The sequence below is a fragment of the Paenibacillus sp. FSL P2-0322 genome (assembly GCF_037975315.1).
Classification (GTDB): Bacteria; Bacillota; Bacilli; order Paenibacillales; family Paenibacillaceae; genus Paenibacillus; species Paenibacillus polymyxa_B.
Genome location: NZ_CP150243.1, coordinates 6,038,795 through 6,064,447, shown reverse-complemented (window position 1 = coordinate 6,064,447; position 25,653 = coordinate 6,038,795). Strand labels below are relative to the sequence as shown.

The following is a 25,653-nucleotide window of genomic DNA, read 5'->3' as shown; positions in this document are numbered from 1 at the left end:
CAGTCATGCCTAAATTTCTACAAAAACGCTGGCACGGCTATCAGACGGTCTGGGCGTTTTTACTGCTGCTGGTGCTTGTCATATGTATTTCCATGTACAACTGGGAACTGGGTGTGATAGGACTGCTGCTGTCATTCTTGCTCGGCGGACTGATGCTGAAGACGGAATTGGATTTTCGTCGGGAACTGAATCAATATATCAGCGGTCTTTCCTTCCGGATCAAGCGGGTGGAAGGGGAAGCGATTAGTACATTGCCGTTCGGCATCATTTTATACAGTGAAAATCGAACGGTAGAATGGCACAATCGGTTTGCCGGGGAGATGTTCGAGGAGCAATCGCTGATTGGTGAGTCTCTTCAAGATTTGTTTCCTCAACTCGCAGGTGCTCTAAGCACCAAGAAGGAAACAAAGGAGCCTGCTCGTGAGCTGAAGGTGGAGCTACAGCATGATGAGCGTCATTATCAGTTTCTGATCGTGCCCGATGAGCGTCTGATATATTTGTATGAAGTAACGGAGTTGGCGGTGCTACGCAAGCAGTATGAAAACGAGCGGTTGGCGCTCGGTATCGTCATGCTCGATAATATGGACGAGGCTGCTCAGGGAATGGACGATCAGCAACGCACCGCGCTTATTGCAAAGGTGTCAAGCGAGATTACATCTTGGGCTAATCAGTACAATATTTATTTGCGTCGATTATCTTCTGAGCGTTATCTCATTATGCTAAATCATAAAGCGCTTCAGGAGCTGGAGCAAAGTCGATTCGTCATTCTGGATACCGTAAGGGAAATGACGGCGGATTTAAAAGTACCAATGACACTGAGTATTGGCTTGTCCTTCGGTGCAGAGAGCATCAAGGAGCTAGGCGAGCTGGCCCAATCCAGTCTAGATATGGCGCTTGGACGTGGGGGCGATCAGGCAGCAGTGAAGGCGGGACAGCGCCTGTCCTTTTATGGAGGCAAGTCCAATGCTGTCGAGAAGCGTACCAGGGTGCGTGCCCGAGTCATTGCACATGCGCTGCGTGACCTGATGCAGGAGAGCGACCGCGTCCTGATCATGGGACACAAAATACCGGACATGGATGCATTGGGAGCGGCCATCGGTGTGTGGAAGGCTGCAGCACTTTACAATGTAGAGGCACATATCGTACTGGATAAATCCAATCCGTCTATCGACCGAATGATGGAGCAGGTAAACAAGGATGAGAAGTTATCGCAAGCGCTCATGACGCCAGAGCAGTCGCTCCAGCTGATGACTGAGCACAGTCTGCTGGTCGTGGTGGACACGCATAAGGCCTCAATGACGATTGAGCCGCGTCTGGTGCAAACGGCCAGCCGGGTGGTGGTTGTCGACCATCATCGTCGGGGCGAGGAATTTATTAACGATTCGGTTCTGATCTACTTGGAGCCATATGCGTCATCGGCCTGTGAGCTGGTGACCGAGCTGCTGCAATATATCCATGAGAAGGTCCAACTGACACCGCTGGAGGCAACATCACTGCTGGCGGGGATTACGGTGGATACCAAGCATTTTTCCCTGCATACAGGCTCGCGTACATTCGAGGCAGCCGGCTTTTTACGGCGTAGTGGGGCAGATACAGTAATGATCCAGCGCATGTTAAAAGAGGACCTGGATGAATATATTGCTAAGGCGGAAATTATTAAGCATGCTAAAATGATATATGGGCATATCGCAATTGCGGTAACTGAGCCCGGACAGAAAATACCGCAGCTCCTGATTGCTCAGGTGGCGGATTCATTACTCAATATGACGGATGTACTGGCCTCCTTTGTGGTCAGTGAACGTCCTGACGGCCTGGTGGGGATCAGCGCCCGTTCACTCGGACGCATGAACGTACAGGTCGTCATGGAACGGCTAGGCGGCGGAGGACATCTGACGAATGCGGCGGTTCAGCTGGATTGCCCGCTGGAGGAAGCTAAGCGCAGAGTGGTCGACGTGCTGGCCGAAATTGATGGGGAAGAGGGGTTATTTGAATGAAAGTGATATTCATTAAAGATATGAAGGGCCAAGGCAAGAAGGGGCAAATTAAGGAAGTGTCGGACGGTTATGCAGCGAATTTCCTGTTGCCGCGTGGTGTTGCCCGTCCAGCGACAGAAGGAAATATGAAGACGCTGGAAAATCAGAATGCTGCTGAGGAAAAGCGCAAGCAAGAGGAAAAGGAAGAGGCTCAAGCGCTCGGCAAAAAGCTGGAAGAGACAACGATTCAGCTCAAGGCGAAGGCTGGTGAAGGTGGACGGCTGTTCGGCGCGATTACAAGCAAGCAAATCGCGGAGGCAGTAGCTAAAACTGGCATCAAGCTGGACAAACGCAAAATTGAGCTGGAAGAACCGATTCGTACGTTGGGCGTGACTCAAATGACCGTTAAGCTTCATCCTGAGGTCAAAGCTACGCTGAAAGTACAGGTGACTGAAGAATAATTATGGGCGGCGAATTTTTTGATCGGATTCCTCCGCAAAATCTGGAGGCTGAACAGGCGGTTATCGGGTCTATTTTGCTCCAGTCTGAAGCACTGATTACCGCAATGGAGCGGGTGCAGACCGAGGACTTTTATGATAAGGCTCATCAGATGATTTACGAAGCAATGATTGAGCTGGGTGAATCCGGACAGCCGATTGACTTGGTTACGCTGACCTCGAAAATTCAGGACAAGGGACAGCTAGAGGATATCGGCGGTGTCAGTTATCTGGCGAAGCTGGCTCACGGGGTGCCAACAGCGGCTAACGTGGATTACTATGCCCAGATCATTGAAGAAAAAGCGATGCTTCGTCGCTTGATTCGTGCAGCTACACAGATTGTGAGCGAAGGCTATAGCAGTGGCGAAGATGTCGCTGGTATGCTGAGCGATGCTGAGCGCAAGATTATGGAGATATCCAACGGGCGCTCAGGTAGTGGCTTTATTGCCATCCGCGATGTCGTGATGGAAGTGTTTGACCGCGTTGAATTGCTGCATCAGAACAAGGGCAATACGACCGGGATTCCGTCCGGGTTTGTTGATTTGGACAAGATGACGGCGGGTTTCCAGCGCAATGACTTGATCATTGTGGCCGCCCGTCCATCCGTAGGTAAAACAGCGTTCGCTCTGAATATTGCGCAAAACGTTGCAGTTCGGGCAAAAGAGACAGTAGCCATCTTCAGTCTGGAGATGTCGGCCGCTCAGCTCGTGCAGCGGATGATTTGCGCCGAGGCCAATCTGGACGCGAACGTCATGCGGACAGGTGAATTTAAAGGCGACGACGATTGGGCGAAGCTGACGATGGGCATTGCAGCCTTGTCAGAGGCGGAAATCTATATCGATGATACGCCCGGCATCACTGTGGCTGATATCCGTGCCAAGTGCCGCCGTCTCAAGACGGAAAAGGGACTTGGCATGATCGTAATCGACTACTTGCAGCTTATTCACGGACGAGGCAAAGCAGGCGAGAACCGGCAACAGGAGGTATCCGAAATTTCACGGACATTGAAGCAAATCGCCCGTGAGCTTGAAGTGCCTGTAATTGCCCTCTCCCAGCTGAGTCGGGGTGTGGAGCAGCGTCAAGACAAGCGGCCGATGATGAGTGACTTGCGGGAATCGGGTTCTATCGAGCAGGATGCTGATATCGTGGCGTTTCTGTACCGGGATGATTACTATAATCAGGAAACAGAAAAGAAGAATATTATTGAGATTATCATTGCCAAGCAGCGTAACGGCCCGGTCGGTACGGTAGAATTGGTCTTTCTCAAAAATTATAATAAATTCGCTAATTACGAGCGTGCCCATTCGGATGCGTTCGCCGGATAACATATTAGTATCATAAGAAAAGGCTCTTTCGACGCGGATTTCGCGATCTCGAAAGGGTCCTTTTTTATAGGGTTCACGTATTTTCATATAAGGAATGAAACTCTCAATTACGAACAATACTATTTTCATGTAATATAATGTTCGCTTTTTATTTGACTTTAAAAAATGGTGCTGTTACACTTATAGTGCTGCTTCAACGCAGTGGGGAGAACAATACGCCCGGGGCTTTCCGAACCTACGGAATGTCTGCGACGGACGTTTTTTCCTGCTGTCCGAGAACGCTCCATATCTGCTCGCTCAGGCGATTGAAGTCGGATATGCGTAGTGTGTCAGCTCAAAATCAGAGTGTCTGTGGGCACTCCACGGAGGAATGAAACATGTCAACTGTAGTCGTTGTGGGAACACAATGGGGAGACGAAGGCAAAGGTAAAATCACGGACTATCTGGCGGAAAGCGCTGAAGTGGTGGCCCGTTACCAAGGCGGAAACAATGCTGGTCATACGATTCTCATTGACGGTAAAAAGTACAAGCTGAGCCTGATTCCATCCGGCGTTTTTTATGAAGATAAAAAGTGTGTTATTGGCAACGGCATGGTAGTAAATCCAGCCGCTCTTATTGAAGAAATTACTTACATTCATGATAATGGCTTTTCCACAAAAAATCTGGTCATTAGTGACCGTGCACATGTGATTATGCCGTACCATATGACGCTGGATGTGCTGGAAGAAGACCGCAAAGGTCCTAACAAAATTGGTACTACCCGTAAAGGGATCGGCCCTGCTTATATGGATAAAGCTGCACGTAACGGTATTCGTATTGCTGATTTGCTGGATGCAGAGGAATTCGAAAAGAAGCTGCGCCACCAAACGAAAGAAAAAAATCAAGTGATTGAACAAGTATACGGCGGCGAGCCATTGGACGTAGAAGAAATACTGAAACAGTATCTGGAGTATGCTGAATTTATCCGTCCTTATGTAGGAGATACGTCTGTCGTGTTGAATGATGCGATTGACGCAAATCAAAAGGTACTGTTCGAGGGTGCGCAAGGCGTTATGCTCGATATCGACCAAGGTACGTATCCGTACGTTACGTCCTCCAACCCGTCGGCTGGCGGCGTATGTATTGGTTCCGGTGTAGGCCCGTCCAAGATTCAACAAGTCATCGGTGTGGCTAAATCGTACACCACTCGTGTAGGTGATGGACCCTTCCCAACTGAGCTGAACGATGAAGTCGGCGATTACATTCGTGAAACAGGTCATGAGTACGGTACGGTTACAGGTCGTGCTCGTCGTGTTGGCTGGTTTGACAGCGTTGTTGTGCGTCATGCCCGTCGTGTCAGTGGGTTAACGGGTCTTTCCCTGAACTCGCTGGATGTATTGACTGGCCTGAAAACAGTGAAAATTTGTACAGGTTACAAGTACCGCGGTGAGGTGATTACGCATTATCCGGCTAGCCTAAAAATGCTGGCGGAATGCGAAGCGGTATATGAAGAAATGCCAGGTTGGAGCGAAGACATCACTGGTGTGAAAACGCTGGAGGAACTGCCTGAGACTACACGCAATTACGTACAACGCGTGTCTGATCTGACAGGTATCCCAATTGCTATTTTCTCGGTTGGGCGTAATCGCGATCAAACAAATCAGGTGCTTCCGATTTATTTGTAGGACAAGAATGATATAGCTATTGATACACGTTCAAAGAGAGAGGCTGTTAGCAGCCTCTCTCTTTTTTTATTCTGTGAAGTGTTAAATGGTATCTTCCCCTTTACATAATCTTATCTTCCTTGTCGATTTGTGATAACAAACCCTCTCTATAATCCAAATAGAAAAGAGATTCGGACGTCTAGACGTCTTGAGAGGGATGAATTATGAACTGGTATCTTCGCTCACTCGGCACACGCAAAATTGTGGAATTCATCGTGCTTGTCATTTTCGTCATTTTTTTCCTAGGGCCTCTGACCAATCTTCTCCTTTTGGCGGTTTCGGGAAAATGGCAGTATCCTGCACCGCTCCCGCAGAGCTTGTCACTGGAATGGTGGAAGTTTGTACTTACCCAGGATGATGTACTCAGCTCGATTTCCCTATCCTTCCTGATTGCGATTACCGTTACGGTCTGCTCCATTATCGTATGTATTCCTGCTGCTTATGCCTTTGCACGAATTTCTTTCCCGCTCAGTAAGTGGTTTCTTTTCTCATTCCTGCTTACGCATGCTTTTCCGAAAATGGGTTTGTATGTGTCCATTGCCGTACTATTCTACCAATTCGGGTTGATGAACACCTTTGCAGGCATTGTGCTTATCCATATGGTAAACACGCTCATGTATATGACCTGGATTCCTTCCTCTGCCTTCCGCAGCGTACATCGTGCACAGGAGGAGTCAGCGCGGGATGCCGGAGCCGGACCATTTCGGGTGTTTTGGAAAATCACCTTTCCTATGGCGCTGCCCGGCATTGTGGTCGCCTCCATCTTTACCTTTCTTGCTTCACTAGATGAAGCACAGGGGACACTCCTTGTCGGAACACCGGACTATAAAACAATGCCAGTCATCATGTATTCCATCATTGCTGATTATCCGAGCACAACGGGCGCTGTTTTCTCTGTCATTCTTACCCTGCCAACGATCATTCTGCTATTGGCAGCCAAGCGTTTTGTAAGTGCGGATGTACTGGCAGGCGGATTTCAGGTGAAATAACGTAATTGGTCAAAAGAGGAGTTTGCAAAATCCTGAAAAAGGAGCCTAAGCTAATGCCCATTCAATTATCCATTCAAGAGTTAACTAAGCGCTTCAAGACAGGAGACGGAGTCAAAGGCATTTCACTTGACGTGATGAAGGGAGAGCTGGTGACACTGCTGGGACCTTCCGGCTGTGGTAAAACAACCGTGCTTCGCTCCATTGGCGGCTTTTTGGACCCGGACAGTGGCGACATTCAGATTCAGGGTAAAAGCGTACTCAAACTGCCGCCCGAAAAGCGTCCGACGGCTATGGTGTTCCAAAGTTATAATTTGTGGCCGCATATGACCGTGTATGACAACCTGGCTTTCGGGTTGAAGATTCGAAAGGTGAAGAAGACAGAAATTGACCGTCAGGTGAAGGAAGCGCTAGCGCTGGTTCGGCTAGAGAGCGCAGAGCGTAAAACGCCGGGACAGCTCTCGGGCGGTCAGCAGCAGCGGGTAGCACTCGCTCGGGCTTTGCTGCTAAAGCCTGATGTATTGCTGCTGGACGAGCCTTTTTCCGCGCTTGATGCCAAATTGCGCATGGAGATGAGAGAGGAGCTGCGCGATATCCAGACCCAGACAGGGATGACGATGGTGTTCGTCACCCATGATCAGGAGGAGGCGCTGTCTATTTCTGACCGAATCGTCGTTATGAATGCGGGCCGAATTGAGCAGCTCTCTTCACCGCAGGAGATTTATGACAAGCCACAGTCACTTTTTGTAGCGGGTTTTATTGGCCGTATTAATTTATTAAAGGGGGTGAGCACAGGTCGCAGTGTCTCTGTGAGCGGAATACCGTTTGCACAAGAGCATGAATACACAGGTGAATCCATGGTTGGTGTAAGACCAGAGGATATTGTTCTGACGACGGAAGAAAATGGTTCTCTAGCCGGAACGATCAGACAAGTGATGATTCTCGGGCATTATGCGGAAGTTTCGCTGGATAGCGGTACCCATCATCTGAAAATGTTTGTGCCGCGTGAACGAGCGGCCGAGCTGCGCAGTGGAGAGCACATCAGCTTCAGCTTCAGTAAAATTGTTACTTTTCCATCAGCACAGTGAAGATTCACGATCAACCTCTATATCGCATCAATGTCCATCACGAACGCATCATCTGGTGATGCTGCGAACTTGTGCAACTATCTAAAGGAGGCAACAACGTGTTTGGGAAAAAGAATATGGGTCTGGTTTTGGCAGGGGTACTTAGTTTATCGTTGTTGGCTGGCTGTGGAAACGGCGGTAATGCCGCCACGGCTACAGGGGAAGCCAAGTCTACAAAAGCGGGAGCGGCTACGGGAACGACGGAAATTTCCTTGTACACTGGAGGGTCCCTGAACGTCAAAGAGCTGTGGGAAACGTTAATCAAGGACTTTGAAGCTAAAAATGATCACGTTAAGGTCAAACTGGTGTATTTGCCAGCAGGGACCGGAGGCGCATCTACACTGGATCGTCTGATCGCAGCCAAGAAAAGCGGACAAACCGATACAGATATCGACCTGTACGAAGGCAGTCTGGATGACATCACCAAAGGGGTAGGCGAGAAACTGTGGGAAACGGTGGATGCTGCCAAGGTTCCAAATTTGAAGAATGTTGATGAAACGTATCTCAAGCAAGTCAACAATCAGGCCATTCCATACCGTGCCTCTTCGGTTGTCCTTGCCTATAACAGTGCAAAAGTAGCAACACCTCCGAAAACAGCCGACGAGCTGTACACGTGGATTCGTCAGCATCCGGGTAAGTTTGCCTATAATGATCCGTCCACTGGTGGGTCAGGCAGCTCGTTTGTGAACACGGTTATCTATAATTTCCTTCCACCAGAGGCGATGAACAGTGATGATCCGGCAAATATGAAGAAATGGGATCAAGGCTTCTCACTGCTCAAGGAACTGGGCCCTTCAATGTACCAAAAAGGAGTCTATCCTAAGAAGAACCAAGGCACGCTTGATATTTTAGCAAGTGGAGAGGTTGACATGGTTCCAGCCTGGTCTGATATGGCGCTCGAGCAACTGGCTAAAGGGCTGCTTCCAGACACGGTGAAGCTGACACAGATCGACCCTGCCTTTACAGGTGGACCCTCTTATCTGATGGTTCCTTCGCTTTCCTCCAAAAAAGAAGCAACTCAGGAATTCTTGAATTATATACTGACGCCCGAAGCGCAAACGGTGGTTATTAATAAAATGTACGGCTATCCGGGGATTAAGTGGAATCTGATGCCAACGGAGCTGCAAGAGAAATTTAACAGTGTATCTTCTGGATACCGCAGCTTTAACAGCGGAGAGCTTCAGCAGGAAATCTACAAACGCTGGCAAAGTGAAGTAGCGGGCGGTTGATCATGAGTTCATTGTCCAAAAGGGGGATGCTGGGGCTTGCCCTGGTCATCCCGTCTTTTCTCATTTTGCTGGTCGTCGTTATTATTCCGATTCTCTATGCCGTAAAGGAAAGCTTGATTGATCAATATGGAACGGGCTACGGTCTGGCCAACTATATTCGGCTGTTCACGGAACCTGCCATGCGTAGAAATATCATGTATACCATTAATGTCACGTTAGTCTCGACGGCCCTTACTCTGGTCATCAGCTATGCTTTGGCGGTTTATCTGAGATTCGGTAAAGGGGTTGTCGTGAAGTGGATAGGTCGGTTGTATTTTATTCCGATGTTTGTTCCCGGTGTAATTGCAACGTATGCGATCATTACTATGTATGGTAATCACGGTTGGGCTACACGTCTTTTGCTGCCGCTTGGCATTGAGACGATTCCGAGGATTATTTATGACTACAAAGGGCTGGTGCTGGCTAATTTGTGGTTCAACATTCCGTTCGCAACCATGCTGCTCAGCTCGGCACTTGCCAGCATTCCAAACGCTGTCGTCGAAAGTGCCAGAGATGCCGGAGCCAGCACGATGCAGCTGTTTGGGCGCTTTATTTTACCCCTTTCCTACAAAACGATGTGGGTTGCGGTGACCTTCATTTTCATGGGAATCATGGGAAGCTTTACGGCTCCCTTCCTGATCGGTGCCAACTCACCACAAGTGCTGGGTGTTGCGATGCAGCAGGTGTTTTCCAGCTATCAGGAGACGCATACGGCCAGCGCAATGGCAGTGTTTATGTTTCTACTGTGTTCTTTTATGGGCTACTTTTATATTCGGACAATGGTGAAGGATGCGGATGCCAGCTAGACCGCCGTTATACACTAAGGAGGTTACAGGGATGAACAGCCAAGCAGAGGTGCAAATTACCGGGTTTAGTGGGCGAGTGTGGGAAAAGGATCTGCTGGATTGCGGTTATCGGATTGCCTTACACAAGGCGGAGGTTGAGCTCAGTCCGGGAAACGGATTCCGGTTTACATTTTCCATGCCAGAAGACGGATACGCGGAGCTTGATCTGTTCGCCAGATCAGACAGTGACTGGGCTGCGACAGATCGAGAATCTGCCTTCGTACGTCTCTACCTGAATGAAGCCTATAATCAAGATGTCATTTTGTACTATGGTAGCAGTCAGGGAGTGTACACCCGTTTGTTGGGATATCTAAAAGAAGGCGATTATGAGGTCTATGCCGAATTCCGCGAACTGGAATCGGCTCCGCTTGTATCTCGAGCATGGATCGACGGGGTTGAACTGCGCTGCGTGGCTGATTCCTCTCCAAGATCGCTGATTTATCGCCATACCCCGCTTTTATATGGCCGTAATCTGTCACATCCTTATGAGAATCGCTTTACGGATACACCGCTTGTTTTGTTCTATTCCATAGAAGTGAACGAGGGGAAGACGGTCATCGAATACCAGATGATGTTCAGCCATGAAGATGAGGGAACGCCCGCGCCGCTGCTTATGAGCAAATGGGGAAGAACCACCGATATCGAATGGATGTACCGCGTAGAGCTAGATGCAGAGGACAATGTTCTGGAAGCTGTTTTCCAGGGGGCACATCATATTACGACTGCGTTTAATGGGAATTATGATCTGGGCGGGCATCCTGTTCTCCAATCCGCAACAACCAACGGAAACTTTAAGGATGACATTTCATCGGACTATCGTTTTATGCTGCCGCCTGCTTTCCATTGGAAACCAGAGGAAGAGCCGCGTGAGGCTGTCATGAGCCGTTTTCCTTTTGCCTATCAGGTCACTGGGTGGGAGATGGAACGTCAGCAGGAGCTGGAAATGCCATCACAAGCGTCTTCCATTACACTTGCACACCAGCGTAGCTATGTGTTTATACAGACTTCCAAACGCCCCTTGCGGGATTCAGGCAGAGAATCGGTTCCAGCGTCCAGACCTGGCTTCAATCGGCGTGAGGAGGATGCCTGTGTCGATGTCCAGCTTCGCCTTCACGGCTCGGAGCAGTGGTATTCATCGTGCCATTATGATCTGAGACTCGGGGAATTTAGAGCCGCTTATGAGGGGGCAGAGTCACATTTTTCTACCACGGTCAAGCTGTCTGGAGAAGCTGTGCTTGAGGATATAGCTGAAATCAGAGCCGTATTGCTGGAAGGCGGTGCGGACAGCATGGAAGTGGTCGGACTGTGTGCTTTTACGTTAAACGAAGATAATCTCCCGCAGTTTCCAGGTATTCGTACAGACCGGGTGATTGAGCTGACGCGGCTTCAACCCGTGGGTGTTTTGTGGGCGGCAGACAAAGACATGTCGGGTGATGAAGAACATACTGTGAATGATATGGTGAAACATGTTGTGGATGAACCGTCTAGCCAGGATGGGGAGTCATGAGCAGACTACTGTATGTGGAAGGAACGGTCGACAGAACCTGCACCCAGAGCCATATTACGTACTCTTTTCATATTCCACAGCCGACTGAAACGATCCGTATTCACTTCTCTTACACGCCCAAGTTATTGGAGGATCAAGAGCAAGCACGAGAAATCATTGAGGAAAGCATGAGCAAATACGGATACGAAGAGCCGGGGCATTCATCCGATCTATGGAAGAAGTATATACCGCTGCAAAATTTATTAACGCTGTCTGTCGATGATCCTCTCCGTCACCGCGGAAATGCGCACCGTCCCGAGATGCAGCAGGAGCATTGGCTCGGTTCGTCTGCGGCTTCCCCGGGATTCCTTGCAGGAGATCATCCGCCAGGCATGTGGCGGATTACGGTCAGTCTGCATGCCGTTGTGACCGAGACGCTTGCCTACCAAATTCATGTATTGGGGGAGGAAGCAGCATATGCTTAAATGGATTCCGGCTGAGCTTCACACCCATACGCTTCACAGCGACGGCAAGCAAACACTGGAGGAGCTGGCCCAAAGTGCAGCCAATCTCGGGCTTGAATGTATCGCTATGACGGATCACAACACGCAATCGGCACTTGCGGATCAGGAACGGGTTCAGCGGCAGTTCGGTCTCCCGATCATTTCAGGGATGGAGTGGACGACCTTTTACGGGCACATGCTGACGCTTGGGGTTGACCGCTTTATCGACTGGCGTGTGCTGGGACCAGATGACATCCATGAGGGGATTCGGCAGGTGCATGAGCAGGGAGGCATTGCAGGGATTGCCCATCCGTTCAGGATCGGAAGTCCGATCTGCACGGGGTGCTTTTGGGAATACACGATTCAGGATTGGCATGAGGTGGATTATATAGAGGTCTGGTCAACGCTTATGCCATCTATTAAGCGGGATAGCCAGCGGGCGTTTGCCATGTGGACCGATTTGTTGAATCAGGGGTATCGCATCACTGCGGTAAGCGGTCGGGACTGGCATGTATCTAAACCGGATGATGCGCTTCCGGCTGTTACGTATCTGGGGGTTCATGATGAAGCAGAAGAGCGAGAAGGCTTAGCAGGCCGGGCAGTTGAGGCGATTCGCCACGGTTCAGTGTCAGTTACAATGGGACCGTTACTGACGATGTGGGCACAGATTAAGGGCAAAGAAAATCGTTATCACATCGGCGAATGTATAGAGCTGACTGTAGAGGATTCACTATCGGTGACGGTTCAATTGGATGTGGAAGCAAGAGCATCCCATTATAACCTCAAGCCTCAGAATCTTCGTCTTCTGCTGACAAGTAGTCATGGAATATGTTCCGAGATCCAGATCCCTGCTCACACAGGAGAATATACGCTGTCATTGCAAGATCCGCTAGGAAAGGGCTGGATACGAGCGGAGCTTTACGGCTGCATGGAAGACTGCGTGATGATGATTGCTTTTACGAATCCGATTTATATGGCTTAACACAATAGAAAGGCTGGGCTTCGGACGGTGTCAACAAAACAAGAGAACATAAAGCAGCTTATAGAAGAATATATGAAGGTTAATCAAATGGGTCCGGGGGATCGGCTGCCGTCGGAAACTGCACTTTCCCAATCGTTTCGTGTCTCACGTACGACGCTACGGGGAGCTATCCGCCAACTGGAATCGGAAGGTAAGCTACTAGTAAAACACGGGAGTGGCACGTTTGCTACTTGTCCGCTGCCGAGTATTCCAAGCTCGCTGGACCGCCTGTACAGCATCGGGGACATGATTCGTTCGGCAGGGTTACGGGAAGACGAGCAGCTGGAATCCATTCAGAGAATTTCGGTTTGCCCTCCTGATATTGCCGAACAGATGAGATTTTCCGAAAATGAGCCCATGATTGCCCTAGAGCGTACACGAACTGCCAACGGAGAGGCTGTAGCCCACTCTATAAACTGGATGCCAGAGAAATTAGCCGGTCCCATTCTGGAAGGTGACTCTTTTTCAGGCTCGCTTTTTCAGAGTCTTGAGTTCAAGGCGGGGGTGCGAATCGTCGGAGCGTATTCCGAGCTTACCGTTCCCAACTATGACGACGCACATATGACACGTCTGCTGAAGGATCCGCAGGCTACGGTATTACTATTGAAGCAGCTTCACTATGATGAAATGAACAGGCAGGTGCTGTATTCTCTGGATTATGTCCGCAGTGACATTTTCCGTTTCTGGGTGCGTCGTACGCGCTGATTCAATCAGAATGTGGCATCTTCTATTGAATTGTGCTAGTTTTACATATTCCATGGGTTAAAAATCGTCATATCTCGTCAATACTGATCTATATGCACTTCATGATGATACACACATGGCAGGATGCGTATAAGGAGGTAACGGGATATGAGGTGGCTTGGGTGGCTGCTCAAAAAAGGAATGACGGTGGTGTTGGTTAGCGCACTAACGCTGGCAGTGACAGGTGTAGTCGTTAATGCTTATGTTCAATCGCTGCTACGGCAGTTTAACATTCAGCTTGATCATCAGCCCATATGGGGATTGGGTTGGCTAAAAGGCAGTGCGGGTACGGACCAAAGCACAAACACGGGGAAGAACAAGACGACGGGAAGTGGCTCGGGAAGTGTAACACCGCCTGATGATGCGTTGCCTGTCATGGGACAGGGCTTAGAAGAAAGCGGGAGTGAGGCTGGTGGCGTAGCCAATGGCAAGGTATCTCAGGAGGGGGCCACGTCGGCCGGAACATCAGGCAACGAGTCACGGAAGCAGGCAGAAGGTACAGCTACACCCGAAACGAGTATTGAAGGCCATGATTTAGTGATTACGCCCGACCATTTGACGGAGAAGAAGAACAACTTACCAGCGGCACAGAAGCAGGAAATTTTTGCGATTCTGATGAATAAGCTGCCGCCGGAGGAGATGCAGAAAATATCAGCTGCGATGGAAGGCGGTCTCACCGAGCAGGAGCTTCAGGATATTCAGCAGGTGCTTGCGAAGTATTTGACCAAAGAGGAATATAACAAGTTGATGGATTTGCTTAAATGAGTATTTTGCAAAATCTTGAATAATAAACGATGAATTCATGGGAAATGTTTATGCTCAAAATAGGACTATAGAATCCGCGCCATGCGCGGATTTTTTTGCGTGTCAGGAAGGAATTGGAGTGTAGTTGAATTCTTTGTAAAGGCTATGTTAAAGTAAACAGTGTTGTGAAAAGGTTAAATTTTTGAAACCTTTTACGCAACTATGCAATGGTAGATAGCGACTAATATCATAGATGCTTGTGAATACAGGCTAGATTCATAGTGTGAAAGACCAATAACGAACGCATTTATATAGAGATAAGATATGCTGAAAAGGAGAGAGTCATGAAGGTTTTGAGGGAGCAGGATTCACCAGACAGCAGGAATGCAGACTCAAACGTTGCAGACAAGCCTGCTGTGGAAGCGGGGAAAATAGCAAAGTGGTGGAGCGGTCGGAGAAAGTGGTTGAGCTGGACGGCAGGCGGTGTGGTGATTGCAGGCAGTCTTATTTTTGCGAGTAATCAGTATGTCGGGGCTAACACAGTTCCTTATTATAAAGTGTATGTAAAAGGCGTCGAGGTCGGGAATATCTTGAATGAGCAACAACTTAAACAGCTGTACGCAACGAAGAGCAAACAATATAAGGACAAGTATCCCGGCGTCGATATGGTGCTCAATACGAGCGCGGTAACGACAGGCATTGAGAAGGCATATAAAGCGGATATCGACAGCGCGGCCACGCTGAAGAAGCTGGACGGTATGCTGACAGCGTATGCCAAAGGGGTAGAAGTGAAGGTCAACGGTCAGACGGTTGGCATTGTAAAGGACAAAGCGACTGCACAAGCGGCTTTAAAACAAGTACAGAAGAAGTACACACCTGTGGGTGAGGGTACATCTACAGGCATCAAGGGGCTGGTTCGCAAAACATCCGTGGGCAGCAGCCATGCGAGTGCTAGTACTAAAACCCCTAAAGCATGGCTGGAGTCTGCCGGTATCCGTGAGAAAATCGCGTACGAGCCTGTGAAAGCAGACCCGAACAAGGTGCTGACGGAGGCTGAAGCAGTCAAAGTGTTGACTGAGGGGCGCGAGGCTCCTATCACGTATACAGTGCAAGAAGGCGATTCTTTGTCTTCGATTGCAACTAAATTTAATATGACCGCTTGGGAGATTAAGCAGAACAATCCCGGTTCGCGTGAGCTGTATTTGCAAATTGGGGACGAATTGAAGCTTACTGCTCCAAAGGTTCCGGTTACGGTCCGAACAGTAGAGAAGGTCGTCGAACAGATTGCCATCGAGCCTGAGGTTGAGATTCGCCAGAGCGATGAACTGAAGGCAGGAGTTACCAAAGTGGTCAGACCGGGACAAGCAGGTCTTAAAGAGATGGACTATCGTTTGACCAAGGAGAACGGCGAGGTCGTGCAAGAGGAATGGCTCGGTCAAAAGGTGCTGCAGCCGTCTGTTACTGAGGTGGTTCTTAGAGGGACGAAGGTCGTGGGAGAAGGCTCAGGACAGTTCGCTTGGCCGGTGTCCGGCGCATCGATGTCGAGTAGCTTTGGCGCACGTTGGGGACGTATGCATGAGGGTGTGGACTTGGTCGGTAGTGCTGACATTCACGCATCAGATGAAGGCGTGGTATCATTTGCAGGTCAGCAGAATGGATACGGCAATGTCATTATGATTGATCATGGCAACGGCTACCAAACCGTGTACGGGCATTTGAGCAGCATTGGCGTTCATGTAGGACAGGTGGTTCAGCAAGGCGAATCGATTGGGGTCATGGGGAACACAGGACGCTCAACCGGAACGCATCTGCATTTTGAAATTCGTAAAGATAATACGCCACGCAATCCAATGACGTATTTAAGATAGATTGGATGTTTATATCGAGAGTTACATGATTTATGAGAATCAAAGGGAAAGGCCATGTTTTTCTGCATGCTTAACATTAGGTGCAGGCATGGTTTTTTTCTGCTTAAAGAAAAGGGTCTAGAGAAGTAATGGAATGGCTCACGGGTATGATAGAATAGAATAAACATCTTATAGGTACTGACAAACGTAAGTTAATTATAAATTATGATCCGTGAAGAGAGGTGAACGCTATATGCAGGGAACGATTCTGGTAGTGGATGATGAACAGCCAATCGCTGATATTTTAAAATTTAATTTGGAAAAAGAGGGCTACCAGGTGATTTGCGCCTTCGATGGAATCAGCGCGGTGGATATCGCGGTCAAGCAGCAGCCAGACCTGATTCTGCTGGATCTGATGCTACCGGGCATGGATGGCATGGACGTATGCCGCGAGGTACGTGGGCATCAGCTCCAGACGCCGATTATTATGTTGACCGCCAAGGACGGCGAAATCGACAAAGTGCTGGGGCTGGAGCTGGGCGCGGACGATTATGTGACAAAACCGTTCAGCACACGGGAATTGCTGGCACGGGTGAAGGCACAGATGCGCAGACAGCAACGCGGCGGGGCAAGCGCTTCGGAAAGCCGACCGCAGGAGGATAAGCAGGGGCTGCGCGTGGGCGACCTCTTTTTTGATACGGATATGTATACAGCTTACAAAAACGGAACACCGCTTGACCTGACGCACCGTGAGTATGAGCTATTGCACTACATGGCGAAGAATGCCGGAAAAGTCATGACGCGGGAGCATTTACTCCAGGCGGTGTGGGGCTTCGAATACTACGGGGATGTGCGGACAGTGGATGTGACCATTCGGAGGTTGCGCGAGAAGATTGAGGAGAACCCGAGCAAGCCGGAGACCATCCTGACACGCCGTGGCCTTGGATATATCGTGAGCGGGGGCAAAGGTGGCCTGCGGGCATGAGATGGCTGTCTTTCTTTCGTACCATTCATGCAAAGCTGATTATTATCTATGTGCTGCTTATCTTGGTGGCTATGCAGCTGATTGGGGTCTACTTTGTCAGCTCGATGAAAAACTCTCTCACGAGTAATTTTACGCAGGATTTGCAAGCACGGGCGGAGATGCTGTCCGTGCTGGCGGAGCAGGATCTGAGTGGCAGTGACGGCAAAATGGAAGAAGACAGCGTGGAAAGCCTGCGTGCACGCGTGAATAATTTGTTTGATTTCAGCGGCGCGGAAATTCAGGTGCTGGATGCCAGCGGCAAAGTATTAATTACTTCTCAGGGTTCACACGCCGATTATGTCGGACGCAAAAATACGCAGACAGTGGTCAGCCGCGCACTCCAAGGTATCCGTGATAACGAGGAATACATGGTGGACGAGGATAATGTCCGCAAGAAGGTCGTCGCCAAGCCTGTTATCAGCCAAGGCAAGATTGTCGGCGCGGTGTACATCGCCGCTTCGATGACCGAGCTCTACGATACGATGAAACGCATTAACAATGTGTTTCTTTCAGGTATGCTCATTGCGCTCGCGTTGACGGCTGTGCTGGGCGTGGTATTGGCCCACACGATTACGCACCCGATTAAGGTGATGACACGTCATGCAACGGAGGTTGCCGAGGGCAAATTCGACCAGCAGATGCCTGTATTTGGTGATGACGAGATCGGCAGGCTCAGCGTGGCCTTTAACTATATGACAGGCCGTCTGCGTGAGGCGCTGTCCCAAAATGAAGAGGAGAAGGAGAAGCTCTCCTCCATCTTGACCAATATGAGCGACGGTGTGGTCGCTACTGATGACAATGGCCGGGTCATTCTAGTCAACCGTCGGGCCAGCGCCATGCTGGGCGTAAACGAGAACGAAATGACTGGAAGGCATATCGCGGTACTGCTGGGGATCGACCCGGAGGAAACCGAGGCCCTGTATAGCGGCTCTTCGGCCTCCACGCTCTTGCAGCTGGAGCCAGCCGGTCAGGATGAACCCATTGTTATCCGTGTGACATTCACGCCGATTCATCGGCGGGAATTTGGCATTACGGGAACGATTGCCGTACTCCAAGACGTGACGGAGCAGGAGGAGATGGAGACGACACGGCGGGAATTCGTAGCGAATGTATCACATGAGCTGCGCACTCCGTTGACGACCATCCGCAGCTATGCTGAGGCGCTGGATGACGGCGCGATGGCTGAACCGCAGCTCGCGGAGCGTTTCGTGGGCGTGATCCGCAACGAGACAGAGCGTATGATCCGGTTGGTTACGGATTTGCTGCATCTGTCACGGCTCGATTCCAATGAGGCACCTTTGCGGATGCAGCCTGCAGATGTGATGGAGATGCTGGACGAGGTCGCAGATCGGTTTTCTTTTCAAATGAAGCAAAAGCACATTCGCTCAGGGATGTTCGTAGAGCAGGGAATCGGTAAAGTCGTGATCGACCGGGACCAAATTGAGCAGGTGTTGGACAACCTGATGTCCAATGCGCTGAAATATACGCCAGATGGCGGGAGTATTCGGATTGAAGCTCGCCGCAATAGTGAGGGGATGCTATCCATTTCGGTACAGGACACCGGGATTGGTATTCCCAAAAAAGATCTGGACCGGATTTTTGAACGGTTTTATCGTGTAGACAAGGCGAGATCGCGCAATATGGGCGGCACGGGGTTGGGACTTTCGATTGCCCGGGAAATTGTAAAGGCGCATGGGGGCCAGATTTTTCTGGAGTCGGAATACGGTCAGGGAACCTGCACGACCTTTACGCTACCCATGTCGAGTGAAGGGAGGGAAGCACAGTGAAGGAACGTTTGAAGTCGTGGACGCTTATTTTGCTGGTTGCTTCCAGCCTGGTACAGACTTATTTTTTGATTTACCGCCTTCCGGGCAGTGATTCTGTACTCACTTCAGAGACGAACTATGTCAAAACCGAAAGCATGGGGCAGGAGAAAAAGATTGAGAACCTCGTGTTTCCTGATAAAATGCTCATTCACCAAGGTGAGAAGAAGCATACCGTTTTTTATCCGGGTGTTACTTTTTACGATTTAATTTATACACGGCTGGAAAGCCGAAGCTTTAACAACTTTCAACGTCGAAGTATTCAATCGGCAGACTGGGCGCAGATTCGCAGCGAAAATGAAGGCATCGAATTATCTTTTTCAGGCGGGGTCCCGGTTTCATTACTGGAGCGGGTCATGCGTCTGACGCCGGATTCGGTGTTTCAGGGAGAGACGATTAACCGCATCTGGATCTATATAGATGAAAAGAATGCCAAGCCGCACGCGCTCTTTTTCAGTGCCAGAGGCGATGTGGTGTATGAGGCGAACCAGTTCGATATGACGGTAGAGGACATCCGGCAGCATGTGAATTTCGGTAAAAATGCCCCGTTGTACGAGCTGGTGGATAATCAGTACTACATTCCCGTGAATGACCTGGAAACTACACAGCCTGTGGTGTATGCCGGGTTGTTTACGACGGAGCAAATGCAGCGGAATTTGTTTTTCGATCCGGGGATTACGCGCAATATTCAGGAAAAGGACGGCTCCCAAATTTATACGGACAGCAAGCGTAGTCTGCAAATCAAGCAGGAGCAACGATGGATGAGCTATACCGATCCCAGTGCGCCGGGGGCGGGTGGAAGCAGTCCGATTAGGGATGTGCTGGCCGCGGTTGATTTTGTGAATCAGCATGGTGGTTGGGATGCTTCGTATCAGCTGAAATTGAAGAGCAGTGATGAAAATCGTACAACTGTGATGTTTCAGCAGTATTATGGTGCTTATCCAGTGCTGGACACACCATCGTTCCGCTTTGGTACGATTTCGCTGCAAATCCAGCAGGAAACGGCTTCTGTCTATGAACGTTCGTTGCTGTATCTCAAGGGAGGAGAACAATCCTCAAAGAAGGTTATGCTGCCGGGCGGCGAGCCCTTGAAAAAGCAACTGGAGACTGTAGGCAAAGGGAAGACGATTAGAGAACTGACTCCTGTATATCAGCCGGAGCTGATTAATGATGGATTGAAGCTTTCTCCTGAGTGGCGCGTTACGCTCAGTGACGGTTCTGTTGCTGAGATTCATGCTGTTCCTGTAACGATAGCATCCAACGCAACACAAACGAAGCCAGACCGGGAGACAAAGAGGTGACAGGAAGGGGGAACGGGAATGGATTGGAGCCGCGCCAAAAACGTATTGATTTGTACATTTTTGCTGCTCAATGTGGTATTGGGTTACCAATTGTGGCATGATGCGCAGGAAACGGCAGGGCCGAATTTGGATTTTACTTCATTGGATGAAAATACGCAGCGTTTAATGGAAGAGAAAAGCATTCAGGTGCTGGCTCCGATTCCCGGTGATACCCCGCAGCTGCCTAAACTTTCTTACACATACGTTCATAGTGGAGAAAAGGATGATCGTGTGCAGCTGGTGAAGCCGGTGGACAGCAAACTGGTATTCACCCATGACGCGCTAGTTGAGGCATTGGAGCCACAAATCAAGGATATCGATAACTTTCAGTATGATCCGCTGGATGTTCAGGAGGAGTTGGCATCCGGACAAGCAGATGCTTTTGTGCTCCATCCGTTGGTTCAGGGCAAGTGGCCGCTATTTAATGTGAAGCTGGCTCTGTTTTACAGCAATCAGAAAATTACAGGGTATCGCAAAATTAAGGTCGATCTCCAGCCTTCGGATGAGGCAAAGAAAATGCTGCCTGCGTCCAAAGCACTGGCAAGGCTGATTGACGGTTATTTGCCGCGCGACTCGATTGTGAAGGATATCCGGCTCGGTTATTACGGACAGACCTTTAACTCCGATAGCCAGGTGGCTGCCCCCGTGTGGCGGTTTATGATGGACAACGGGAAAGGTGTGTACTATGTGCAGATGAACGGAGATGTCATTAGTCCAAAGACAGAACATACAGAAGGGTCTTGAACAGATATGGGGATTTCATTTACCGTGCTGTCGAGCGGTTCGACCGGCAACGCTACCGTTGTGCGGAACGAAGACACGACATTGCTCATCGACGCAGGTCTCAGCGCGAAGCGTATTGACGAATTGCTGAAAGAACGCGATCTGAGCGGAGAAGAGTTGGATGGTATTTTGGTCACGCATGAGCATTCCGATCATGTTAAAGGACTAGGCGCCATGGCGCGTAAATATAATTTACCTATATATGCTAACGAGAAGACATGGTTTGCCATCAGCAATGCTGTTGGGCAAATTGCAGACGATAACCGCAGAATATTGGAGACAGGCGCAACGCGGGAATTTGAGTCATTACGCGTGGAGTCTTTTGGCATATCCCATGATGCGGCTGAGCCTGTAGGATATAGCTTTTATGATGGGGCAGAGAAGCTCAGTGTAGCGACCGATCTTGGCTATGTCAGCGACAAAGTGAAACAGGCGATATCAGACGCGGATGTATTGGTGCTGGAGTCTAATCATGATGTGGAAATGCTGCGTATGGGTCGTTATCCGTGGAACATCAAGCGCCGTATTCTCAGTGATATCGGTCATTTATCCAATGAGATGGCGGGCGCGATTCTTAGCGAGCTATTGACAGGACGTACGAAGCGAACGTATTTGGCACATTTGAGCCGCGACCACAATATGATGGAACTTGCGAAGTTGACTGTACGTGGGGCGATGGAAGACCGCGGCTGTTTTTACAAGGACAGTGAATTTCGATTGTGCGATACGTACTATGATCGTCCTACACCTTGGGATAAGGTAAGTGAGTCATAAAGCTGTCCAGCTCGGCGGCTTTGCGTTCTACCTCTTCACGGGTCACTACGCCTTTGTCCACCAGTAGTTCAATCAATGTACTTAGCGCCAGTGTATTGCGGTAATGCTCGTCTTTCAAATCCGCAAGCTTGGCAGCCATGCGAACTTCATCCATAGCCGAACGATGTGAATTCATCATATATTCCTCCTGTAAAAATATTTTAGAAATGGCGTGCAATGAGCTTGGTTCTGCCTGTGGTTTTGTTGGGTGCTGTGATACAATAAAGCTAACAACGGAAAGCCTTCTGAAGGAAGGCTCTCATCGAAAGTATAGGCAGCTTTAAGCGGACGGGAACAGGCCAGAACGTCTCTATGAGACGATCATTTTGTAATAGAATAGAAGACTTGTTACTATTGTAGTCCATTGGTTTGGAAATCATTCCTCTTTTTTCCTCTATTCGGGGTCAGATTCGGCGTGTATGCTAATTTATGAGATTCGGTTGCTTAGGAAGGCACCATTTGTGGTGATTAATAAGTAGGCCGGAACGATTGGTTGCTGGATTCCGATGATAAGGGATATTCAATCCATTTGAGATGTTCAACGGAGCAGGTTCTCTGTAGCATAGGTTGGCGCAAGCCCGAATAGCCCTAATTTTTTAGTGAGTGTCGGTGCATGACAACGAAGGGGAGAGGATTAGCATGGGCTTGTTTGAGGACGATTTTTATTCAACAAAGGTATCCACACGTGCGGCTAAAAAAATGGCATTTAAGGCGCGCCGTGGAGGACGTGGACGTTGGCCACACAGGAAGCGTGGAGTAAGTCCGGTGCAAGCTGCTGTCATTAGCGGTGCAGTCAGTGCAGTGGTTGCTGTGCTTCTGTTCAGCTTTATTACAGGCCTGCCCTCCACTACGGCGGTAACCGGAGCCAGTCACTATCCCTTGCGGCAAGCAGCGGGTGATCCGTATGATCGGATTGTGCAGGCGGCAGCCAAGGTGCGCCCAGCCGTCGTCAGCATCGTGAATCTGAAAGAGGAAGATGGTAAAAGCACGGAACAATCCGCACTTGGATCGGGTGTCATTTTCCGAGTGAGTTCGGGCAAAGCCTTCATTATGACGAATAACCATGTGGTCGAAGGATCAGATGATCTGGATATTGTAACGGTAGACGGTGTCAGAAAAGAGGCAAAGCTGATCGGAAAGGATCGCATTAGTGATATCGCTGTACTCGCAGTTGACGATAAAGGCATTAGCACGGTAGCGGATATCGGCGACTCCAGTAAACTTCGTCTGGGTGAGACGGTCATTGCTATTGGCAATCCGCTTGGCCTGGGAGACACGCTTACCTCCGGTATTGTGAGTTATACGAATCGCATCATTCCGATTTCCATTAACCAGGATGGCGTATATGACTGGGAGCAGCATGTGATCCAGACCGATGCGGCGATTAATGAGGGAAACAGCGGCGGAGCGCTGGTCGATCTGGACGGACGTGTGATTGGCATCAATACGATGAAAATCGCTGATACTGGTGTTGAGGGACTTGGTTTCGCCATTCCCGCCAATGAGGTAATGAAGACGGTGAATGAACTGGTTGAGGACGGCAAGATCACCCGCCCTTATCTGGGGGTATACACGGTGGACCTAAACAATGAATATGCACCGCTGGATGAAACTCAGCGCAAGGAGCTCAAGCTGCCGGACAGCGTGAAAAATGGAGCAGTCGTTCTGGAGGCCCATGGTCCTGCCAAGGAGGGTGGCTTGAAGCTGAACGATGTCATTACAGCGTTTGATAGCGAACCGATTAACTCTACCCTTGATTTACGTCGCTACTTGTACGATAACAAGAAGATTGGCGATGAGCTGAAAGTTACTTTTTACCGGGCAGGCAAGGAAGAAACGGTGATGTTAAAATTAACAGATAAGCCGGAAGGCTAAGGTAACTTATAGGCTTAACTATAAAAAAAGGCGTTCACCGGCTCATTTCCGGGAACGCCTTTTTCGATCTTCTGCTGAGCCTTAGATTAGGATGTCGTTCCCGTTACACGGGTTCCGCTCTTGGTGATTTTGTATGTCACCACATCGCCGCTCCAAAAATGGAACTTCAGCGTGACTTCACCATCTTTTACACTATTAAAAAATTCAGGTAGCAGCTTGATGCCATTGGCATCATAGGCAGGGGCAAAAGTATTGCCAAACTCTTTATAAGGCGTCCAATCCTGTGGACCGGCATTGCCACCATTGGTATAAACGGCTTCCATCGTGGCAAGCTGGCTACCGCGGAAGTCCGTTGGAATGGTAAAGGTTTGTGTAGTCCCTTCGACAGCACTTAATTTTGGGGTATCATACACGACTACTTTGAAGTTCCAGTCTGCCCCCTTGTTAAACTTAGCGGTAATGACGGCATTCTCCCCATATTTACCGGAAGTGGTCAGGCTGGTGAGCAAGCTGGCTTTTAAGGTTAATGTATCTCCGCTCAGCGTATAGTCGGTGCCCTGTGTTAGTTGCTTACTGCCCACACTGAGTGTTTTCAGCTGATTGCCATTCAGGTTTAAGGTGACCTTGGTGTCCTGAGCAGAGGTGTCTTTCTTCAAGTGAATGAGATCACGGTCTGCATTGGAGGAACGACCTTTTAGACTGGCTTTAATAACATTAATGAGCTCAGGATCAGACCATTTGTACGTTGTGCGGTTAAAATGCTGGCCGTTATCCCAGAGTATGCCTGTTATTTTCTTCTCTTTCATGTAATAGGTTAAATACTCGAAGAATTTCAGCTTTTCGCCTTGTTCAATAACGCCTGTATTTTTATCGAAGCCGAGTAGACCGAATTCACCTACAATAACCGGAATACCTTTGACTACAAAGGTGTTATAGACGTTATCAAAGGTTTGGATGATATCGTTTTTAGTATCTTTATCAAAAGTAGTATGGCCCGCAATATTTACACTGAAAGGCCAATAACCATAATAGTGGACGGTGGCAATCAGATTGGGATCATTCAGCTTGGTTATCGTGTTATACAGCTCGTTGATTTTGGCCTGAGCAGGTGAAGTATCCAAGCCAGGCAGAACAAGGGGACGAGTGGCATTCTTACCGCCAGAGGCGCGGACAATTTTGTGGAAGGATACATTCAGTTCTTGGAGCATCTGATTCATTTTCGCTTCATCCGTAGTCCCTCCTTCGGAGAAACGGGGTTCGTTAATACTTTCGAACATCAGCTTGTTAGGTTGATCTTTAAAGCGCTGGGCAATTTGTGTCCATAATGCCTTATAGCGAGCCAGCACCTCATCATGTTTGGGCTCCATACTGCTTACCCACGTCCATGAATCATGATGGACATTGATCATGACGTACAGATTAGCATCCAGTGCCCAGCGAACAACCTCTTCCACACGGTTCATGTAGGCAGACTCAACGGTATAGTTTGGTGCTGCTCCAATGTGCTTATCCCAGGTGACCGGGATGCGTATGCTTTTGTACCCTTGGGCAGCAATTTGCTGGATCAACGCCTGGGTAATGCGCGGATTGCCCCAGGCTGTTTCATCCGCCCCCACAGCATCCAGAGAATTTCCTAAATTCCATCCAGGCTGCATGGCTTCCACATACGATTGCATGCTGCTCGCAGCCGCAGCTTGTGGTGCTTGTCCGTCAGATTCGGCAGCAGCGGCAACGGATGCGAACGTAGATAACAATAAGGTGATGGCAAGCGTCAACGACAGCAATGAAACGGGTCTTCGTTTTAACATAACAGGCCCCTTTACAAAGTTATTTTTGAAAGCGCTTTCCTATAAAACACTACCATACTATTTGAATATGGAATACCTGTATAATTCATGTAAAAATCATGTGTTAATTAGATATTTT

Annotated in this window: 22 protein-coding genes; 20 read left to right on the top strand and 2 right to left on the bottom strand. The window is 49.3% G+C overall.

Translation table 11 applies throughout. The annotated features are described in order from the left end of the window. The first annotated feature begins 5 nt into the window (after window positions 1–5). From MKY24_RS26870 to MKY24_RS26780, 19 genes are all read left to right on the top strand, one after another. Window positions 6–1,994 carry a DHH family phosphoesterase gene (locus tag MKY24_RS26870; RefSeq protein WP_023991138.1) on the top strand — a complete coding sequence of 663 codons (1,989 nt, stop codon included), beginning with the start codon at window positions 6–8 and terminating at the stop codon, window positions 1,992–1,994. Next, window positions 1,991–2,434 carry a 50S ribosomal protein L9 gene (gene rplI, locus MKY24_RS26865; protein WP_023991137.1) on the top strand — a complete coding sequence of 148 codons (444 nt, stop codon included), beginning with the start codon at window positions 1,991–1,993 and terminating at the stop codon, window positions 2,432–2,434. Before MKY24_RS26870 ends, rplI begins: the two co-directional genes overlap by 4 nt. 2 nt (window positions 2,435–2,436) lie before the next feature. After that, window positions 2,437–3,795 carry a replicative DNA helicase gene (gene dnaB / locus MKY24_RS26860; RefSeq protein WP_023991136.1) on the top strand — a complete coding sequence of 453 codons (1,359 nt, stop codon included), beginning with the start codon at window positions 2,437–2,439 and terminating at the stop codon, window positions 3,793–3,795. A gap of 377 nt (window positions 3,796–4,172) precedes the next feature. After that, window positions 4,173–5,459 (top strand): adenylosuccinate synthase, encoded by a 1,287-nt coding sequence (locus MKY24_RS26855; protein WP_025723148.1) that lies wholly within the window; start codon window positions 4,173–4,175, stop codon window positions 5,457–5,459. Window positions 5,460–5,662: 203 nt separating this feature from the next. Beyond that, the gene (locus MKY24_RS26850) at window positions 5,663–6,487 is read left to right on the top strand and encodes an ABC transporter permease subunit (RefSeq protein WP_023991134.1); all 825 of its coding nucleotides are present in this window, start codon (window positions 5,663–5,665) and stop codon (window positions 6,485–6,487) included. Between the two features lie 53 nt (window positions 6,488–6,540). Next, window positions 6,541–7,572 carry an ABC transporter ATP-binding protein gene (locus MKY24_RS26845; protein WP_034095133.1) on the top strand — a complete coding sequence of 344 codons (1,032 nt, stop codon included), beginning with the start codon at window positions 6,541–6,543 and terminating at the stop codon, window positions 7,570–7,572. Between the two features lie 98 nt (window positions 7,573–7,670). Then, window positions 7,671–8,840: an extracellular solute-binding protein gene (locus MKY24_RS26840; protein WP_025723151.1), complete on the top strand. Its 1,170-nt coding sequence runs from the start codon at window positions 7,671–7,673 to the stop codon at window positions 8,838–8,840. 2 nt (window positions 8,841–8,842) lie between these two features. Then, window positions 8,843–9,685: an ABC transporter permease subunit gene (locus MKY24_RS26835; protein ID WP_076295142.1), complete on the top strand. Its 843-nt coding sequence runs from the start codon at window positions 8,843–8,845 to the stop codon at window positions 9,683–9,685. A 31-nt stretch (window positions 9,686–9,716) separates the two neighbouring features. After that, complete coding sequence (locus tag MKY24_RS26830) at window positions 9,717–11,231, top strand: hypothetical protein (protein WP_339201204.1); 1,515 nt, start codon at window positions 9,717–9,719, stop codon at window positions 11,229–11,231. Beyond that, a complete protein-coding gene (locus tag MKY24_RS26825) occupies window positions 11,228–11,695 on the top strand; it encodes a hypothetical protein (RefSeq protein WP_023991129.1) in 468 nt (155 codons plus the stop codon). The genes MKY24_RS26830 and MKY24_RS26825 overlap by 4 nt, the downstream gene beginning before the upstream one ends. Further along, window positions 11,688–12,695, top strand: coding sequence for a CehA/McbA family metallohydrolase (locus MKY24_RS26820; protein WP_023991128.1), 1,008 nt, complete (start codon window positions 11,688–11,690; stop codon window positions 12,693–12,695). The genes MKY24_RS26825 and MKY24_RS26820 overlap by 8 nt, the downstream gene beginning before the upstream one ends. A gap of 27 nt (window positions 12,696–12,722) precedes the next feature. Beyond that, the gene (locus MKY24_RS26815; protein WP_075155007.1) at window positions 12,723–13,439 is read left to right on the top strand and encodes a GntR family transcriptional regulator; all 717 of its coding nucleotides are present in this window, start codon (window positions 12,723–12,725) and stop codon (window positions 13,437–13,439) included. Window positions 13,440–13,586: 147 nt separating this feature from the next. Continuing rightward, complete coding sequence (locus MKY24_RS26810) at window positions 13,587–14,243, top strand: hypothetical protein (protein ID WP_023991126.1); 657 nt, start codon at window positions 13,587–13,589, stop codon at window positions 14,241–14,243. Window positions 14,244–14,566: 323 nt separating this feature from the next. After that, window positions 14,567–16,090, top strand: a complete 1,524-nt coding sequence (locus MKY24_RS26805; RefSeq protein WP_339201202.1) for a M23 family metallopeptidase — start codon at window positions 14,567–14,569, stop codon at window positions 16,088–16,090. A 232-nt stretch (window positions 16,091–16,322) separates the two neighbouring features. Continuing rightward, complete coding sequence (gene yycF / locus MKY24_RS26800) at window positions 16,323–17,054, top strand: response regulator YycF (protein ID WP_028540971.1); 732 nt, start codon at window positions 16,323–16,325, stop codon at window positions 17,052–17,054. Then, window positions 17,051–18,880, top strand: coding sequence for a cell wall metabolism sensor histidine kinase WalK (gene walK / locus MKY24_RS26795; protein WP_160788382.1), 1,830 nt, complete (start codon window positions 17,051–17,053; stop codon window positions 18,878–18,880). Before yycF ends, walK begins: the two co-directional genes overlap by 4 nt. Continuing rightward, window positions 18,877–20,217, top strand: a complete 1,341-nt coding sequence (gene yycH / locus MKY24_RS26790) for a two-component system activity regulator YycH (protein WP_339201201.1) — start codon at window positions 18,877–18,879, stop codon at window positions 20,215–20,217. The genes walK and yycH overlap by 4 nt, the downstream gene beginning before the upstream one ends. Before the next feature lie 18 nt (window positions 20,218–20,235). After that, window positions 20,236–21,000 (top strand): two-component system regulatory protein YycI, encoded by a 765-nt coding sequence (yycI, locus tag MKY24_RS26785; protein WP_069080188.1) that lies wholly within the window; start codon window positions 20,236–20,238, stop codon window positions 20,998–21,000. 6 nt (window positions 21,001–21,006) lie between these two features. Further along, a complete protein-coding gene (locus MKY24_RS26780; protein ID WP_053326502.1) occupies window positions 21,007–21,813 on the top strand; it encodes an MBL fold metallo-hydrolase in 807 nt (268 codons plus the stop codon). Here the strand turns inward: MKY24_RS26780 and MKY24_RS26775 are convergent. Beyond that, the gene (locus MKY24_RS26775) at window positions 21,782–21,988 is read right to left on the bottom strand and encodes a hypothetical protein (protein WP_007433188.1); all 207 of its coding nucleotides are present in this window, start codon (window positions 21,986–21,988) and stop codon (window positions 21,782–21,784) included. The two genes, MKY24_RS26780 and MKY24_RS26775, sit on opposite strands and share 32 nt — an antisense overlap. 503 nt (window positions 21,989–22,491) lie before the next feature. Between MKY24_RS26775 and MKY24_RS26770 the strand changes: the two genes are divergently transcribed. Further along, window positions 22,492–23,727 carry a trypsin-like peptidase domain-containing protein gene (locus MKY24_RS26770; RefSeq protein WP_023991119.1) on the top strand — a complete coding sequence of 412 codons (1,236 nt, stop codon included), beginning with the start codon at window positions 22,492–22,494 and terminating at the stop codon, window positions 23,725–23,727. Between the two features lie 86 nt (window positions 23,728–23,813). Here the strand turns inward: MKY24_RS26770 and MKY24_RS26765 are convergent, their stop codons facing one another. Beyond that, window positions 23,814–25,535: a cellulase family glycosylhydrolase gene (locus MKY24_RS26765; RefSeq protein ID WP_339201198.1), complete on the bottom strand. Its 1,722-nt coding sequence runs from the start codon at window positions 25,533–25,535 to the stop codon at window positions 23,814–23,816. Window positions 25,536–25,653 lie beyond the last annotated feature (118 nt).

Coding starts and splice junctions, on each gene's coding strand:
- MKY24_RS26870 (WP_023991138.1), top strand. CDS start 6: ATGCCTAAATTTCTACAAAAACGCTGGCACGGCTATCAGACGGTCTGG.
- rplI (WP_023991137.1), top strand. CDS start 1,991: ATGAAAGTGATATTCATTAAAGATATGAAGGGCCAAGGCAAGAAGGGG.
- dnaB (WP_023991136.1), top strand. CDS start 2,437: ATGGGCGGCGAATTTTTTGATCGGATTCCTCCGCAAAATCTGGAGGCT.
- MKY24_RS26855 (WP_025723148.1), top strand. CDS start 4,173: ATGTCAACTGTAGTCGTTGTGGGAACACAATGGGGAGACGAAGGCAAA.
- MKY24_RS26850 (WP_023991134.1), top strand. CDS start 5,663: ATGAACTGGTATCTTCGCTCACTCGGCACACGCAAAATTGTGGAATTC.
- MKY24_RS26845 (WP_034095133.1), top strand. CDS start 6,541: ATGCCCATTCAATTATCCATTCAAGAGTTAACTAAGCGCTTCAAGACA.
- MKY24_RS26835 (WP_076295142.1), top strand. CDS start 8,843: ATGAGTTCATTGTCCAAAAGGGGGATGCTGGGGCTTGCCCTGGTCATC.
- MKY24_RS26830 (WP_339201204.1), top strand. CDS start 9,717: ATGAACAGCCAAGCAGAGGTGCAAATTACCGGGTTTAGTGGGCGAGTG.
- MKY24_RS26825 (WP_023991129.1), top strand. CDS start 11,228: ATGAGCAGACTACTGTATGTGGAAGGAACGGTCGACAGAACCTGCACC.
- MKY24_RS26820 (WP_023991128.1), top strand. CDS start 11,688: ATGCTTAAATGGATTCCGGCTGAGCTTCACACCCATACGCTTCACAGC.
- MKY24_RS26810 (WP_023991126.1), top strand. CDS start 13,587: ATGAGGTGGCTTGGGTGGCTGCTCAAAAAAGGAATGACGGTGGTGTTG.
- MKY24_RS26805 (WP_339201202.1), top strand. CDS start 14,567: ATGAAGGTTTTGAGGGAGCAGGATTCACCAGACAGCAGGAATGCAGAC.
- yycF (WP_028540971.1), top strand. CDS start 16,323: ATGCAGGGAACGATTCTGGTAGTGGATGATGAACAGCCAATCGCTGAT.
- walK (WP_160788382.1), top strand. CDS start 17,051: ATGAGATGGCTGTCTTTCTTTCGTACCATTCATGCAAAGCTGATTATT.
- yycI (WP_069080188.1), top strand. CDS start 20,236: ATGGATTGGAGCCGCGCCAAAAACGTATTGATTTGTACATTTTTGCTG.
- MKY24_RS26780 (WP_053326502.1), top strand. CDS start 21,007: ATGGGGATTTCATTTACCGTGCTGTCGAGCGGTTCGACCGGCAACGCT.
- MKY24_RS26775 (WP_007433188.1), bottom strand. CDS start 21,988: ATGAATTCACATCGTTCGGCTATGGATGAAGTTCGCATGGCTGCCAAG.
- MKY24_RS26770 (WP_023991119.1), top strand. CDS start 22,492: ATGGGCTTGTTTGAGGACGATTTTTATTCAACAAAGGTATCCACACGT.
- MKY24_RS26765 (WP_339201198.1), bottom strand. CDS start 25,535: ATGTTAAAACGAAGACCCGTTTCATTGCTGTCGTTGACGCTTGCCATC.